The sequence below is a fragment of the Streptomyces corynorhini genome (genome assembly GCF_003346515.1).
GTDB lineage: Bacteria > Actinomycetota > Actinomycetes > Streptomycetales > Streptomycetaceae > Streptomyces > Streptomyces corynorhini.
Genome location: NZ_QQNA01000067.1, coordinates 1 through 14,254 on the forward strand (window position 1 = coordinate 1; position 14,254 = coordinate 14,254).

Sequence of the window (14,254 nt, forward strand, 5' to 3'; positions counted from 1 at the left end):
TCAGGGCCACCCCCGCGACCAGTACGGCGGGGAACATGCCCGCGTGCAGCCAGCCGCGCAGTTTCGGCTTGACCGGGCTCGGCAGCTGGATCTCGACCGGCCCCCCTTCGGACTGCGGGGCGTTCGCGGGCGGATCGGACGCGGCAGGGTTCATGGGCTCATGCTACCTACGGGTCCGTAGGTTACGTCTCGGTACGGCTGGTTAACGGTGTCGGGCGCGACGGTGGCGCGGCACCGCGCCCGACGGTATCGCGGCGCCACGTCCCAGGGATCGCGGTGCCACGGCCTGCGGATCGCGGCACCGCGCCCGACGGTATCGGGGCGCCACGCCCGGCGGATCGCGGCGCCACGCGCACCGTGACGAGTGGCGATGCTCACGTGTGCGGCCCTCTGGACAGATGGGCGCTACCGTCGGATGATCAAATGAGTGCGGTCGGCACCGGATGAGCGGCTACGAAGCATCCGGGTCGCAGCCCCCAAGGGGCAGACAACCTCAAAACCCTCATCAAGGAGCAATCGTGGCGCGCGAAAACGCGGCTCCCACCAGCATGTTCAACCCCCTCCCCACCGACCACCAGGAGCTGATCTCCTGGGTGGACGAGATCGTCGCCCTCACGCAGCCGGACAGGGTGGTCTGGTGCGACGGGTCCGAGAGCGAGTACGAGCGCCTGTGCGGGGAGCTTGTCGCCAAGGGCACGTTCCGCAAACTCGACCCGGTCAAGCGCCCCAACTCGTACTACGCGGCCTCCGACCCCTCCGATGTGGCGCGCGTCGAGGACCGGACCTACATCTGCTCCGAGAAGGAGGAGGACGCTGGCCCCACCAACCACTGGAAGGCCCCGGCCGAGATGCGCGACATCTTCGCCGGTGACCAGGGCATCTTCCGTGGCGCGATGCGCGGCCGGACCATGTACGTGGTGCCGTTCTGCATGGGCCCGCTGGGCTCGCCGCTCTCCGCGATCGGCGTCGAGATCACCGACTCCGCGTACGTCGCGGCCTCCATGCGCACCATGACCCGCATGGGACAGCCGGTCCTCGACGAACTGGGCTCCGACGGCTTCTTCGTGAAGGCCGTCCACACGCTGGGCGCGCCGCTCGCGCCGGGCGAGGCCGACGTGCCGTGGCCCTGCAACTCCACCAAGTACATCTCGCACTTCCCCGAGTCGCGCGAGATCTGGTCGTACGGTTCGGGCTACGGAGGCAACGCGCTGCTGGGCAAGAAGTGCTACGCGCTGCGCATCGCCTCCGTCATGGCGCGCGACGAGGGCTGGCTCGCCGAGCACATGCTGATCCTCAAGCTCACCCCGCCCCGGGGAGAGGCGAAGTACGTCGCGGCGGCCTTCCCGTCCGCCTGCGGCAAGACCAACCTCGCCATGCTGGAGCCGACGATCTCCGGCTGGACGGTGGAGACCATCGGGGACGACATCGCCTGGATGCGGTTCGGCGAGGACGGCCGGCTGTACGCGATCAACCCGGAGGCGGGCTTCTTCGGCGTCGCGCCCGGCACCGGCGAGCACACCAACGCCAACGCGATGAAGACCATGTGGGGCAACTCGGTCTTCACCAACGTGGCGCTCACCGACGACGGCGACATCTGGTGGGAGGGCATGACCGAGGAGGCGCCCGCGCACCTCACCGACTGGAAGGGCAACGACTGGACCCCGGAGTCCGGCACGCCCGCCGCCCACCCCAACGCCCGCTTCACCGTGCCGGCCGGACAGTGCCCGATCATCGCGCCCGAGTGGGAGGACCCCAGGGGCGTACCGATCTCGGCGATCCTCTTCGGCGGTCGCCGCGCCTCCGCCGTACCGCTGGTCACCGAGTCGTTCGACTGGCAGCACGGCGTCTTCCTCGGTGCGAACGTCGCCTCGGAGAAGACGGCGGCGGCCGAGGGCAAGGTCGGTGAACTGCGCCGGGACCCGTTCGCCATGCTGCCCTTCTGCGGCTACAACATGGGCGACTACATGGCGCACTGGGTCAAGGTCGGTGCCGGAAAGGAGCAGGCGAAGCTGCCGAAGATCTACTACGTGAACTGGTTCCGCAAGGACGAGGCGGGCCGGTTCGTCTGGCCCGGCTTCGGCGAGAACAGCCGGGTCCTGAAGTGGATCGTCGAACGGCTTGAGGGTACGGCGGACGGCGTCAAGACGCCGATCGGCATCCTGCCGACGAGGGAGTCCCTGGACACGGACGGCCTGACGCTGTCCGACCGCGAACTCGACTTCCTGCTCTCCGTCGACAAGGAGGTCTGGCGCGAGGAGGCGGCGCTCGTCCCCGAGCACCTCAACACCTTCGGCGACCACGCGCCCAAGGAGCTGTGGGACGAGTACCACGCGCTGGTCGAGCGCCTGGGCTGACGCGCCCCGCCACGAAAGTGCCCGCCCCCGGAGCCTGCTGAGGCCCCGGGGGCACGGGTGCGTGACGGCGCGACCCCGTTATGGACGATCCGTTACGGGGCGATCCGGGTTACGGCGCGATCCGTCACGGCACAATCTGTCAGGGGGCGATCCGTCACGGCACGATCCGTCACGGCACGATCCGTACGTACGCCCCCGCGCGCGCCGCCGCCACCGCCGCCTCGGCCGCCCGGTCCGCCACGTCGGGGCCGAGCGGATCGCCGCTGGCCAGCAGGCGGTAGTAGAGCGGCGCGGACACGGCCCTGATCACCTCGGCGGGATCCGTGCCCTCGGGCAACTCTCCGCGCTCGATCGCCTGCTCGACGCAGGGTGACCACTCCGATATGCGCCGCTGGTAGAAGCGGTGCATGGCCTCTGCCGTACGCGCGTCCGACGTGGCCGCCGCGATCACCGCCTTGAACAGCGCGGCCTGCCGGGGATCGGTCAGAGTCCGTTGTACGAGGCGGGCGTTGGCCCGCAGGTCCGCCAGGAGCGAGCCGGTATCGGCGCGGCGCTCCGACTGCTCGGCCATGTCGGCGAGCACGTCGGCGACGAGCGCGGTGACCGTACCCCAGCGGCGATAGACGGTGGTACGGCCGACCCCGGCGCGGCGTGCGATGTCGCCGAGGTCGAGCCGTGCGAAGCCGTGCTCGGCGAGCGCGTCCTCGGCCGCGCGCAGGACGGCCGCCCGTACCCGGGCGGTACGGCCACCGGGGCGGACGGTGCCGGGATCACCCTCGGCCTCGCCCTGGCTGTCGCCCTCATTCACCATAACGGGACTCCCGTTCCATTAGACCTCCCGAGCTGTTACCGTGAGAGAGCTTAACGGAACTATTGACCCATTAGTGGTATCGGAGAGGGCTGACCAGTCATGGAATACAGACAACTGGGCGCATCCGGACTCAAGGTCCCCGAGTTGAGCTTCGGAGCGGGCACCTTCGGCGGCCGGGGCGCGCTCTTCGGGGCCTGGGGCAGCACGGACGCACAGGAGGCGCGCCGCTTGCTGGACATCTGCCTCGACGCGGGCGTCACCATGTTCGACACCGCCGACGTGTACTCGAACGGTGCCTCGGAGGAGGTGCTGGGAGCGGCCGTCAAGGGGCGCAGGGACCAAGTGATCATCTCCACCAAGGCCGGGCTGCCGATGGGGGACGGTCCCGGCGACGCGGGCACGTCGCGCTCCCGGCTGATCCGCGCGACCGAGGACGCGCTGCGCCGGCTCGGCACCGACTACATCGACCTGTTCCAGCCGCACGCCTTCGACGCGACGACGCCGGTCGATGAGGTGCTGGGCGCGCTCGACGATCTCGTACGCGCCGGGAAGATCCGCTACACCGGAGTCTCCAACTTCTCCGGCTGGCAGCTGATGAAGTCGCTCGCGAGTGCAGAGAGGCACGGACGGACGCGGTACGTCGCGCACCAGGTCTACTACTCGCTGATCGGCCGTGATGACGAGTGGGAGCTGATGCCGCTCGGGCAGGACCAGGGCGTCGGCGCGGTCGTCTGGAGCCCGCTCGGCTGGGGACGGCTCACGGGCCGGCTCCGCCGTGGCCGACCGGTCCCGGCGGGCAGCCGGCTGCACGAGACCGCCGACTTCGGACCGCCGGTCGAGGAGGGGTACCTCTACCGGGTGCTCGACGCGCTGGAGTTGGTCGCGGGGGAGACCGGCAGGACGGTCCCGCAGATCGCCATCAACTGGCTGCTGGGGCGCCCGACGGTCTCGTCCGTCATCATCGGCGCCCGCAACGAGGAGCAGCTCCGGCAGAACCTCGGCGCGGTGGGCTGGCGCCTGACGCCCGACCAGCTCGCCCGGCTCGACGCGGCGAGCGCCCGCACCGCGCCGTATCCGTACTTCCCGTACCGCCGCCAGGAGGGATTCGCGCGGCTGAACCGGCCGATGGCGGGGTGAGTGGCCGACGGCGGGGTGAACTGCCGCGAGTTCCCGGCCGGGTGTGCCCTACCTGGGTACAGCATGCCCTGGCTGCTCGCGGGCCGTCGGCGGACCATGGGGGCACGGCAAGGCGAAAGCGGTAAGCGGACGGGGAGGAGCGACCGCATGGAACGGCGCAGCCGACGCGGATTCGTCACACTCGCCGCCGCTACGGGCGGTCTGCTGTTCGCGGGGACACCGGCCGAAGCGATCCCGCACCGTGGACGGAGCCCGGTCACACCTCGTGAGTCCGACCGGGAGCGCGTGAACAAGGCACTCGTGCGCGAGGCGTTCGCGCGACAGAACGGTGGCGGGAGCTTCTACGACGTCCTGGACGAGCACGCCGTCTGGACCGTGGTCAACGGGCGGACCTACCGCAGCAGGCGGGAGTTCCTGGAGGAGGGATCGGCGCCGATCCTGACCCGTCTGGGCACCTACCTGCACATGACACCTCAGGAGCTGTGGGCCGACGGTGACACGGTCATCGCGCGCTTCGAAGGAGACGCGACCGCCCTCGACGGGCTGCCGTACCACAACGAGTACTGCTGGGTGCTGACCTTCCGGCGCGACGCGGTGGTACGGGCGTACGCGTACCTGGACATGGTCGCCGTCAACGAGCTGATCGACAGGGTCGAGGCGCCGCGCTGACGCCGGGACGGCCGCGCCTCTCAACGAGCACGGTCGTCGGCGGCGGCAGCGGGCCGCCGGAGAGCCGACGAAGCCGTACATGCGGGTTCGCAGCGGTGGCCGCCCCGGCCCCGTGAGGGCCTCTGGGGTCAGAGTTCGGTGCCGTCGGGGATGAGGTGGTCGTACTGGCCCGCCTTGACGGCGAGTATGTGGGCCAGCATCTCTCTGTCGGTGAAGCGCAGGGCGCCGTCCAGGTCGCGGCGCTTGGTGTCGCCGAAGGCGACGCCGCCGTTGATGGGCATGATCTGGAGGCAGTTGGGGCCATCGGTCGCGCTGTACGAGGACTTTTCCCACTCGCCGTCGAGCGGTGCGGCGTAGAGGTCGCCCTTTGAGTTACCCATGAGTGTTCCTTACCCAGGGCGGCGGTTCTGCCACCGCTCTTGAACGGGACGATCGTTGGGGCTCCTGAGCTCAAAGTTGGGAGCCTTCGGAGATGAGGTGGTCGTATTGGCCCGCCTTGACGGCGAGGATGTGGGCGAGCATCTCCTGGTCGGTGAACCGCAGCGCGCCATCCAAGTCGCGGCGCTTGGAATCGCCGAAGGCAACACCGCCGACAATGGGCATGAGCAGGACGCACTGGTCCGATGAGCCAAAGCTGTATGAGGATTTCTCCCACTGGCCGTCGAGCGGTGCGGTGTAGAGGTCATTCTCCGATGTACTCATGAGAGTTCCTTTTCGATCTCTTCGATGCGCTGGACGGTGGCTTCCTCGTCCAGCGCATTATTTTCCAGGTTGATGAACTTCTCGCGGAGATTCCGTACTTCGGCAGGGTCGTCCTGGAAGGCGTCCCCTCGCGGCAAGTCCTGTGATACGACGCTGCGGTCCTCACCTCCGGGAAAGTCCATGATGGTGAACGGGGAGCTCGCTACGCTCGCGGCCCCTGCGGCGAGAGGGATCACACGCAGCGTGATGTTCGGCTGTGCGGCGCACGAAATCAAGTGTCGAAGCTGTGTGCGCATGGTCTCGGGGCCACCCACGACAGCCAGGAGGCCAGCTTCCAGGCAGAGCGCTTTGAGGATGACTGGGTTGTCACGCGAGAGGATCCCCTTCCGGTTCATTCGGGCTTCGAGGAAGGTCTCTCGGTGCTTCACACTCTCGTGGGCTTGGCCGAAAGCGATAAGTGTCTCGATGTATTCACGGGTCTGGAGGATTCCTGGTACGTACGTACCTGAATGCAGCGAGATGCGTTCCGCGTTGTCTTCGAGGGAGAGGTAGCGGTAGGAGGATCCCGGGTACAGCGTTCGAAATCTCGGCTGTTCGAACCAAGCGCGCCCGTGGGACCTGCCCTCCTCGATCTTGGCTTCTATGCCCGTGCGGATCTCCGGGCTCGCTTCGTACGCACTCATCATGACTTCGAACTGCTCAAGCGTAGGGAACGCCTTGCCTCGTTCGATCTTGCTGACGGTGTGACGGGTGCAGCCAAGTCGTATCGCGATGTCGTCCTGCCGAAGGCCGACCTGCTCGCGCAGTCTTACAAGTTCATCGCCGACCTTCCGCATAGCGAAGACCGAGTTGGAGCTGACACTTGCAGGCACTGGTGGTTCCTTCTGGTCGTTATGGGTGCCGATGTCAGCAGAGTAGCGCTCGAAAGGATGGCTTCGCGGGATCGGCTTGCGCGCGACCTGGTCGCGCGACCAAGCTGGGTCGCGCACGCCACGAACGCATCCGGCTCTGGTGTGCAGTCACCCCTGCGCGCCCGAAAGGTGTGGGTCATGGATCAGTGCGGTTACGTCCTGGCGGTCGAGCGTTACCCCTGCACGGCTGTCGCCGTGTCCGAGGCCCGCGCCATAGCGGTCCGCGCGTACGCGCCGTTTCCGTCGGTGGACCACGAGACCGTGCGGCTGCTGGTCAGCGAGACCGCCACCAACGCCGTACTGCACGCGGGGAGCGGTGGGTTCGATCTGATCTGTCACGCGCCTCACGGCGGGTCGGTCCAGGTCGAGGTGCACGACCGGAGCGAGACGCTGCCCGAGCGACGGCGGCACGGCGTGTGGGATCAGTGCGGCCGGGGGCTGGAGTTGCTCGACCTGCTCGCCCCCGGGTGGTCCGTCGTCCGGACCATGCGGGGGAAAGGGCTGATCTTCAGGCTGGCGGTGGGCCCGTGACCGATCCGACCGATCCGACCGGTCCGACCGGTCCGACCGATCCGACCGATCCGATCGACCCGGCCGCGCCGCCCATGACGCGCGACGATCCCGCCTATGTCCGCTGGCTCAAGGTGCTGCTGGTGGGGCTGGGCGGGACCGTACCGCTCGAAGCCGAAGAGGCGGAACCCACACAAGAAGAGGGCCCGTTGATCCACTACCCCTGCGCCTCCTGCGGCGCCACCCGCGACGTGCGCAAGTTGGGCGCCCCGCCCTCCGCCAGCGGCGCTGGAGCCGACGTGTAGGGCTGCCCCGAGCACGCGTCCGCTCTCGCCGCCGCGTTGGACGACGTCCTGCCGAACCTGGAGTGGTTGCTCTCCGGGCGTGCTGAGGCTCGACCTGCCGAGTGACTCGTGTCATGCGGTTTGCCCGTTTTGGCTGCGCGGCGTACCGGGCGATCGGTAATCTGGAACTGTTCTGTCCGCCGAGAAAGGCGACTCCCGTGGGCGGCGATCACCGTAAGCCGGATCCGGACCCGGATCCGGATCCGGGCGAGGGGAAACCCCCGCCCGGGAACTCCGACGGGCAGGTTCCGAAGTCGCCGCCTCCCAGCGGCACACGCAGGAAGTAGCGGTGGACGAGTTCGCCGAGCTGCGGCAACGGCTTGACATCGCCCTCGACAAGGAGGCCGCCTGGCCGGCCGATTCGCCGTGGATCCGCCCGGCCGTCGACGCGCTGCCCCGGCACCTCTTCGCGCCGGACCGGGTGTGGGTCTGGGACGGATCCGCCTACGTGCCGGTGGACCGCGCGACGGATCCCGGACGCTGGGCGGAACTCGTCTATCCGTCCCCCGACGAGGCCACCGTCACGCAGATCACGGACGGACTGGCCACCTCCAGCCTGTCCTGTCAGTCCGTCGTGGTCGACATGCTCGACTCGCTGATGCCCGAGCCCGGCCACCGGGTTCTCGAACTGGGTACCGGGGCCGGGTGGAACGCCGCCCTTCTTGCCGCACGGACCGGTCCCGGACAGGTCACCACCGTGGAAGTCGACCCCCGGCTCGCGACCGGCGCGCGCACCCGCCTCGACGCGGTCGGTGCCGGGGTGAGTGTCGTCGTCGGCGACGGTGCCCGGGGCATGGCCGAGGACGCTCCGTACGACCGCGTCATCGCGACGTACGCCGTCGACGAGGTGCCGTGGTCGTGGGTGGAGCAGACCCGTCCGGGGGGACGGATCGTCACGCCGTGGGGCCGGCTCGGGCATGTGGCGCTCACCGTGGCGGACGACGGCTGCTCGGCGAGCGGTTGGATGCAGGGCCTGGCGATGTTCATGCCGAGCCGAGGAGTCGGCCAAGGTCTGCCCTGGGACCGGGTCCGGGGTGATGCGGCTCCTGAGACCGTCGGCCCCTTCGCCGGGGATGTGCGACGCCTGCATACGGACGTCAGCCTGCTGTTCGCGGTACGTGTCGTCCTGCCGGACGTGCGGATCATCACCAGGGCCCGCGACGGTGTGACCGCGTGGCTGCACGACGGGCGTTCCTCCTGGGCCACCCTCGACGCAGCCGCGAACGGCGCGGCCATGGCGTATCAGGGAGGACCCCGGCGGCTGGCCGACGAGACCGCTCGGGCCTGGCGGAAGTGGGAGCGTGCGGGTGAACCCGGCCTCTACGACTTCGGCATGACCCGCACGCCCGACCGGCAGGACATCTGGAGCGGGGACAGGGACACCGGCCCTCGCTGGACGACGACCTCCCGGGATCCGCACCCGCGCTCGCGGTGAGGGAACCATCCTCACCGCGGGGGTGTCGCGGAACGCGACTGCCGAGGCGGACCAAAAGTCAAGGTTCCCTCGCCATTACCGCAATAGATGGGCAAAGTTCCTTGCGAGGCGTGTGTGATGCGCGTAGACATGCTCTGGCCTGCGGCACTGCCCGCGCGGAATGCGCGCGGCGGCCACGGCTCCCTTCCCGCAGTCCGGTTCCCGCAGCCACGTTCCCGCACTCACGTTCCCGCAACCCCCGTTCCCGTAGTCCCGTTCTCGCAGTCCCGATCCGACGCGAAAGAGTCGATTCATGCGCAAGTCACTCCGGGTGGCGGGCATCGCCACCGCTTGTGCCGTCGCAGGCGCCGCCCTGTACGGCACCGGCGTCGCCACGGCCCGTACCCACTACACCGAGGCCCGGCAGAGCAGCGAGCCCCACAACATCGGCCTCCTCGTCGGGGAGCTGGACACGTACTACGGCGCCACCCCGGACGCCAACGGCGTCTACCAGGCTTCGCCCAGGAGCGGGTACGCCAAGGACGTCGCCAGCGTGCTCTCCCAGGCGAAGCAGGACATCAAGGTCCTCGCCAAGGCCAAGGGGTCCGGCAAGAATCAGGGCAAGAAGAAGGCCAGGCCGGCCATCGTGCTGGACATCGACGACACCTCGCTGCTCAGCTTCGACTACGAGAAGAAGAGCAACTACGTCTACAACGACGCCACCTGGAACGCCTACGTCGGCCAGGCCGACCGCCCGGCGGTCTTCGGCATGCCCGAACTCGTCACGTACGCCAAGAGCCAGGGCGTGGCGGTCTTCTTCCTCTCCGGTCTGAGCGAGTCGCTGCGCGCGCCCGCCGTTAAGAACCTCGCCGAGGTCGGCTTCAAGACGCAGCTCGACACCGAGCACGTCATCCTGAAGAACAAGACGGCCCCGCCCGCCTACCTGAGCGACTGCGCCACCGCCGCCGCGTGGAAGTGCACCACCGTGCAGTACAAGGCGGGCACGCGGAAGCACATCGAGGCGGCCGGTTACGACATCATCGGCAGCTTCGGCGACCAGTACTCCGACCTGGACGGCGGGTACGCCGAGAAGACCTACAAGATCCCCAACCCCACCTACTTCGTCTCCTAGGTGTATTACCCACGAGCGTTGTTGACGGTGACCAGGGGCTCACTTCGTCCGGTTTCCGGGATGTGGACCGCGGGCGATGGTGCGGCTTGACGCGGGTCCTGCACTGCGGTTCCGTCCTACAGGGGGTTCAGCCTTGTGCGCGGGTATGTGCGTCGCCTTCGCTGCGGGGGATCTGCCGGGCGGACCAGGCGCTGGCGTCCTGGCTGTAGCGGATGAGGAATTGAGCGAACTGGGTGCGCTCGGCCGGCTCCCACGCAGCGGTGATCTGCTCAAAGGTCTCGCGCTGCTCGGAGGCGAACCGGCGGCGCTCGGCTTTGCCGGCCTGCGTGAGTTCAAGGACGGTCCGGCGGCCGTCTGCCTGGGATACGGCTCGCCGCAGCAGCCCGTCGGTGATGCACGCGGCGATGGTGCGGCTGGCGACGGGCTGGGTGACGCCCATCTCGGCGGCGATGCCGCCGACCGTCATCTCTCCGGGCGCATCCGCGACCACGTTCAGGACGAGGTTGCGGGTCAGGTCCCTGCGTCCGCCCGAGGTGCGCCGCCGCAGCCGCGACAGGGCAGGACCGACCTGATCGAAGAGGCTCTTACCGGCCTCTCGGGACGTTGACGAGCTACTCATGTCCCCATCCTAGAGAGGTTTGGTCGACACGCATAACGATGCCGTCAAGCATGTCCATAGCTTTAGCTATATATTGGGGGGAGGGGTCGTACAACAGGATCGAGGTAAGCCATGTCCGTAACCGCAATTACCGGTGCCCGGGTCTTCGACGGCGAGAAGACGCTGGGGGTGACCACCGTGCTCGTCGAGGGTGGGCGCATCGCCCGCATCGGCGGCGACGCCCCCGCAGGGGCCGAGATCGTCGACGGCAGCGGCGCCACACTTCTGCCAGGACTCATCGACGCCCATGTCCACTCCGCTCCGGGTTCCCTGGCGCTCGCCCTACGGTTCGGGGTGACGACCGAACTGGAGATGCAGGGCATGAACACGCGAGAGAACCGGGGGCCTATTACCGACGATGACACCCTGGCTGACGTGCGCTCTTCCGGCTTTGCCATCACCCCGCCCGGTGGTCACCCGAGCGAGCTGATGCCCGAGGGCTTCCGGCCGAAGTGGGACCTCCCGCCGGTGATGCCACTGATGCCGTTCTCCACCACCCCCGAGGAAGCGGCGGCCTTCGTCCCCCAACTCCTCGCCCGAGGATCCGACTTCATCAAGTTCATGATCGACGATGGCAGCGTGGAGGGACACCCCGGGCTGCCCTCGCTCGACCAGGTCACCGTGAACGCCGGTGTGGCCGAAGCCAAGAAGCATGGCGCCCTTACCGTGGCCCACGCGCTGACCGTGGAGGCCACCAGGATGGCCGCCGAAGCCGGCATCGACGGTGTCACCCACGTATTCATGGACCAGCCACACACCACCGAGATCATCAGCCTCATCAAGGACGCGGGCATGTTCGTCATTCCCTGCATCAGCCTCAACGCCTCGATGATGGGGATCACCGGCAGCGAACTCGCCGACGACCCCCGGGTCGCCGCCCGCCTCGACAGCAAGTGGGACCAGACGCTGCGCTCCAGCTACAACCGCTACCCGCAGGGCAAGCTCGATGACGTGTACGACACCGTGCGCGCTCTGGATGCCGCCGGCATCGACGTGCTGGCCGGCTCCGACGTCTCCATGCCCGAGACGTTCTTCGGGGGCCTGGCGCACGGAGCGAGCCTGCACCACGAACTGCAGTACCTCGTGGCAGCCGGCCTTACGCCCTCGCGGGCCCTGCGCGCGGCCACAGCGACCACAGCCCGCCGCTTCCGTCTCAGCGACCGGGGCCGCATCGCCGAGGGACTCCGCGCCGACCTTCTGCTGGTCGACGGCGACCCGGTCAGCAACATCAGCGACACCCTCAACACCCGTGCCGTCTGGCGCCGCGGCACCCACCTGGCGGCGTGACCCCGCCGCCCATCAGACCGTGCCGAGGCCGTCGACCACCAGGTCGGCGGCCTCATACATGCCTGCGCTGCCCGCCTGAGCCCAGACGGCTGATCAAGATCCACACCACAGCAGAGGTCTTCGTGCCCCACCCCAATGCCCGGCTGACCGTCCACGGCAGACGGCTTCTGATCGACCGGGTCCGAGCCGGTCGCCCCGTCGCGCACGTGGCCGACGAAATGGGCATCTCCCGCGCCACGGCCTACAAGTGGGTACGCCGGTGGCGCGACGAGGGCGACGCCGGCCAGTTCGACCGCACGAGCCAGCCCACGTCGACATCAAGAAGCTCGGCAATATCCCCGACGGCGGCGGGCACCGCATGATGCCCCGCCAGCAGGCCGGAGCCAGCAGGCAGGCGACGACCGAACCGCACGCTGCTCGACGAGTGGGCGTACGTGCGCCCGTACTTCAGCAACGCCGAGCGCACCGCAGCTCTCGTGGAGTTCCTTCACACCTACAACCATCACCGGTGCCACACTGCGCTCGGCGGCCACCCGCCCATCAGCCGAGTCAACAATGCTGCGGGTCAGTACAGCTAGGGCCTTTCGTTTGGATCAGGCAGGGCTCGCGGGCCCTGGTGCCGCGCCTCGCCGCGTTGTCGTCCGTCGCCTACGCTCCGCGTGGGCTCCTTCCTCCGCCTTGCGATCCACGGCACCGCACCCCGCTCCCTCATCCGGCCTGATCCAAACGAAAGACCCCAGCCCTGGACCGCACAGCCCGGAGAGCCGCGCCCCGCATCGGTCACGTACCGGTGCGGGGCGCACGTGCCGGTACGGGGCGTCGTCGTCGACATCGGTGCGCAGTGGCCTGTACGAATGAGTTTCTTGACGATCTCAGGAGACGCGATGACGGATCTTGCCGAGTCCATCGAATCGATGGAGCAGCTCACCGTGGCCTGGCGGGCCATGGTGCTCGACCGGGACGCGGACGCGGACGTGCGCGACCTGCCGGGTGTCGCCGTGCGGTGGGCGGACTGCCGGTTCGCGTTCTGGAATGCCGTCACCCTGACCGATGTGGGCGCCGACGCGGAGCTGCTTCGGCGGCGTCTGGCCCTGACAGCGGACATCATGCGGACGAAGAAGCACCCGGGCTTTCTGTGGCTCTTCGAGGATCTGCTCGACGACGGCGCCCGCTCCGTGCTGGAGGAGGCTGCCGAGCTGGCGGGGCTGGAGTACGCCTTCCCCGGAACCGGTATGGCCGGTGACTTCCTGCCTGTCCCCGATCCCGTTCACCCGGACCTCACGTTCGCGCGGGTGACCACCGACGAACAGCTGCGGGCCTACGCGGACATCAACTCGCGCGGCTACGGCTTCGCCTTGGAAGAGGGGCGCGACGGACTCGTCGGCTCCGCGCTCTGGAAGTCCGGGGTGCACGCGTACCTGGCCATGCGGGGCGGCCTCCCGGTGGCGTGCGCCGCCACGGTCGCGGCAGCGGGCCGGCTCTTCGTCATGATGGTCGCCACGGATCCGGAGTGGCAGCGCAGAGGTTACGGCGAAGCGGTCACGCGCAAGGCGCTGTACGAGGGCTCCCGGGCGACCGGGCTGACCCGCGCCACGCTGCACGCGACCGTCGCCGGGGCGCCCGTATATCCGCGTATCGGCTTCAGGCCGAACTCCCCGCTCCACTTCTACGGTCTGCGGGGCTGACGGCTGCGGAGCCGACGACCGCCTCGGGCCTCCGTGCCCTCGTGCCCGGCGGGTGGGTGGCCTGCCGGTCCGCGCGTGTCCGAGGCGCGCGGGCCGGGGCCGTCAGTGGGCGCCGACGAGCGGCGGTCCGGCCAGGGCGGCCGTGTGCGCGTCCATGCGTTCCGCCGCGAGGATCGCCACGGCCGTGTCGGCGCGGGAGGCGGCGACGACCAGGGCGCGGCCCGCCAGCGCGAGGGCGCGGCGGTGCAGGGCCGCGGGGTCGGAGCCGGTGAGTCCGGCGTGCCGGGCGGGCGGGGCGCCACGGAGCCGGGCGACCTGGGTGGCGATCGACTCGGCAGCCGGGTCCAGAGCCAGTTCGTCGGTCACGGCGAGGAGTGCGGCGAGATGGCCCGCGAGCTGGATGTCCAGCTCCTCCTCGCGGCTGCGGTGCGGGAAGTCGGCATCGGCGTCGGCCATCGCGTGGACCGACTTCGTACGGATCGGCTCATACATGGGATGGCCTCCTGGCGTCGTCAGGAGACCATCCTACCTTGGATTCAGTCTAAAATTGAGCGTATTCCTGAGATTGCCGAGAGTGACGGACCGACGAAGACGCCGGGAGGCGAAGGAGGGAGCGGAGGGGATGGGGGGAGCGGAGGGG

At 69.0% G+C, this 14,254-nt stretch carries 15 protein-coding genes and 2 pseudogenes; 10 read left to right on the plus strand and 7 right to left on the minus strand.

Going from position 1 to position 14,254, the window contains the following annotated elements; translation table 11 throughout:
* Positions 1-154: pseudogene (locus DVH02_RS10470) on the minus strand (PAQR family membrane homeostasis protein TrhA); the annotation flags it as partial.
* Between the two features lie 364 nt (positions 155-518).
* Here DVH02_RS10470 and DVH02_RS10475 point away from each other — a divergent pair.
* Positions 519-2,354 (plus strand): phosphoenolpyruvate carboxykinase (GTP), encoded by a 1,836-nt coding sequence (locus DVH02_RS10475; protein WP_114623502.1) that lies wholly within the window; start codon positions 519-521, stop codon positions 2,352-2,354.
* 169 nt (positions 2,355-2,523) lie between these two features.
* Here DVH02_RS10475 and DVH02_RS10485 read toward each other — a convergent pair whose 3' ends face one another.
* Positions 2,524-3,165 carry a TetR/AcrR family transcriptional regulator gene (locus DVH02_RS10485; protein ID WP_114623503.1) on the minus strand — a complete coding sequence of 214 codons (642 nt, stop codon included), beginning with the start codon at positions 3,163-3,165 and terminating at the stop codon, positions 2,524-2,526.
* 99 nt (positions 3,166-3,264) lie between these two features.
* Here DVH02_RS10485 and DVH02_RS10490 point away from each other — a divergent pair, with 99 nt between their 5' ends.
* Together DVH02_RS10490 and DVH02_RS10495 are read left to right on the plus strand one after the other, a co-directional pair.
* On the plus strand, positions 3,265-4,302 hold the full coding sequence (locus tag DVH02_RS10490) for an aldo/keto reductase (protein ID WP_114623504.1): 1,038 nt from the start codon (positions 3,265-3,267) through the stop codon (positions 4,300-4,302).
* A gap of 147 nt (positions 4,303-4,449) precedes the next feature.
* Positions 4,450-4,971 (plus strand): nuclear transport factor 2 family protein, encoded by a 522-nt coding sequence (locus tag DVH02_RS10495; protein ID WP_114623505.1) that lies wholly within the window; start codon positions 4,450-4,452, stop codon positions 4,969-4,971.
* 128 nt (positions 4,972-5,099) lie between these two features.
* Here the strand turns inward: DVH02_RS10495 and DVH02_RS10500 are convergent, their stop codons facing one another.
* The 3 genes from DVH02_RS10500 to DVH02_RS10510 form a co-directional block, all read right to left on the minus strand.
* On the minus strand, positions 5,100-5,351 hold the full coding sequence (locus DVH02_RS10500; protein WP_114623506.1) for a DUF397 domain-containing protein: 252 nt from the start codon (positions 5,349-5,351) through the stop codon (positions 5,100-5,102).
* A 70-nt stretch (positions 5,352-5,421) separates the two neighbouring features.
* Positions 5,422-5,673 carry a DUF397 domain-containing protein gene (locus DVH02_RS10505; protein ID WP_114623507.1) on the minus strand — a complete coding sequence of 84 codons (252 nt, stop codon included), beginning with the start codon at positions 5,671-5,673 and terminating at the stop codon, positions 5,422-5,424.
* On the minus strand, positions 5,670-6,662 hold the full coding sequence (locus tag DVH02_RS10510; protein ID WP_233518141.1) for a helix-turn-helix domain-containing protein: 993 nt from the start codon (positions 6,660-6,662) through the stop codon (positions 5,670-5,672). The genes DVH02_RS10505 and DVH02_RS10510 overlap by 4 nt, the downstream gene beginning before the upstream one ends.
* Before the next feature lie 60 nt (positions 6,663-6,722).
* Between DVH02_RS10510 and DVH02_RS35080 the strand changes: the two genes are divergently transcribed.
* From DVH02_RS35080 to DVH02_RS10520, 4 genes are all read left to right on the plus strand, one after another.
* Positions 6,723-7,115 (plus strand): ATP-binding protein, encoded by a 393-nt coding sequence (locus DVH02_RS35080; RefSeq protein ID WP_158575856.1) that lies wholly within the window; start codon positions 6,723-6,725, stop codon positions 7,113-7,115.
* Entirely contained in the window at positions 7,112-7,399 is a 288-nt protein-coding gene (locus tag DVH02_RS35085) for a hypothetical protein (RefSeq protein WP_158575857.1), read from the plus strand. Before DVH02_RS35080 ends, DVH02_RS35085 begins: the two co-directional genes overlap by 4 nt.
* A 328-nt stretch (positions 7,400-7,727) precedes the next feature.
* Positions 7,728-8,873, plus strand: a complete 1,146-nt coding sequence (locus DVH02_RS10515; RefSeq protein ID WP_114623509.1) for a methyltransferase domain-containing protein — start codon at positions 7,728-7,730, stop codon at positions 8,871-8,873.
* A gap of 292 nt (positions 8,874-9,165) precedes the next feature.
* On the plus strand, positions 9,166-9,984 hold the full coding sequence (locus DVH02_RS10520) for an HAD family acid phosphatase (RefSeq protein ID WP_114623510.1): 819 nt from the start codon (positions 9,166-9,168) through the stop codon (positions 9,982-9,984).
* 127 nt (positions 9,985-10,111) lie between these two features.
* Here the strand turns inward: DVH02_RS10520 and DVH02_RS10525 are convergent, their stop codons facing one another.
* A complete protein-coding gene (locus DVH02_RS10525) occupies positions 10,112-10,603 on the minus strand; it encodes a MarR family winged helix-turn-helix transcriptional regulator (RefSeq protein ID WP_114623511.1) in 492 nt (163 codons plus the stop codon).
* Between the two features lie 111 nt (positions 10,604-10,714).
* On the opposite strand from DVH02_RS10525, the gene DVH02_RS10530 reads away from it, so the two are divergent.
* The 3 genes and pseudogenes from DVH02_RS10530 (at position 10,715) to DVH02_RS10540 (ending at position 13,614) form a co-directional block, all read left to right on the plus strand.
* A complete protein-coding gene (locus DVH02_RS10530) occupies positions 10,715-11,929 on the plus strand; it encodes an amidohydrolase family protein (protein WP_114623512.1) in 1,215 nt (404 codons plus the stop codon).
* Positions 11,930-12,051: 122 nt separating this feature from the next.
* A pseudogene (locus tag DVH02_RS10535) lies at positions 12,052-12,507 on the plus strand (helix-turn-helix domain-containing protein).
* Positions 12,508-12,813: 306 nt separating this feature from the next.
* A complete protein-coding gene (locus DVH02_RS10540; protein ID WP_114623513.1) occupies positions 12,814-13,614 on the plus strand; it encodes a GNAT family N-acetyltransferase in 801 nt (266 codons plus the stop codon).
* Positions 13,615-13,716: 102 nt separating this feature from the next.
* Here the strand turns inward: DVH02_RS10540 and DVH02_RS10545 are convergent, their stop codons facing one another.
* On the minus strand, positions 13,717-14,106 hold the full coding sequence (locus DVH02_RS10545) for an SCO4983 family protein (RefSeq protein WP_114623514.1): 390 nt from the start codon (positions 14,104-14,106) through the stop codon (positions 13,717-13,719).
* Positions 14,107-14,254 lie beyond the last annotated feature (148 nt).

What these genes read in the sequence shown, in the direction of transcription:
- DVH02_RS10520 (WP_114623510.1), top strand. Translation starts at nt 9,166, where the DNA reads ATGCGCAAGTCACTCCGGGTGGCGGGCATCGCCACCGCTTGTGCCGTC.
- DVH02_RS35080 (WP_158575856.1), top strand. Translation starts at nt 6,723, where the DNA reads ATGGATCAGTGCGGTTACGTCCTGGCGGTCGAGCGTTACCCCTGCACG.
- DVH02_RS10530 (WP_114623512.1), top strand. Translation starts at nt 10,715, where the DNA reads ATGTCCGTAACCGCAATTACCGGTGCCCGGGTCTTCGACGGCGAGAAG.
- DVH02_RS10505 (WP_114623507.1), bottom strand. Translation starts at nt 5,673, where the DNA reads ATGAGTACATCGGAGAATGACCTCTACACCGCACCGCTCGACGGCCAG.
- DVH02_RS10540 (WP_114623513.1), top strand. Translation starts at nt 12,814, where the DNA reads ATGACGGATCTTGCCGAGTCCATCGAATCGATGGAGCAGCTCACCGTG.
- DVH02_RS10545 (WP_114623514.1), bottom strand. Translation starts at nt 14,106, where the DNA reads ATGTATGAGCCGATCCGTACGAAGTCGGTCCACGCGATGGCCGACGCC.
- DVH02_RS10525 (WP_114623511.1), bottom strand. Translation starts at nt 10,603, where the DNA reads ATGAGTAGCTCGTCAACGTCCCGAGAGGCCGGTAAGAGCCTCTTCGAT.
- DVH02_RS10495 (WP_114623505.1), top strand. Translation starts at nt 4,450, where the DNA reads ATGGAACGGCGCAGCCGACGCGGATTCGTCACACTCGCCGCCGCTACG.
- DVH02_RS10485 (WP_114623503.1), bottom strand. Translation starts at nt 3,165, where the DNA reads ATGGTGAATGAGGGCGACAGCCAGGGCGAGGCCGAGGGTGATCCCGGC.
- DVH02_RS10490 (WP_114623504.1), top strand. Translation starts at nt 3,265, where the DNA reads ATGGAATACAGACAACTGGGCGCATCCGGACTCAAGGTCCCCGAGTTG.
- DVH02_RS10500 (WP_114623506.1), bottom strand. Translation starts at nt 5,351, where the DNA reads ATGGGTAACTCAAAGGGCGACCTCTACGCCGCACCGCTCGACGGCGAG.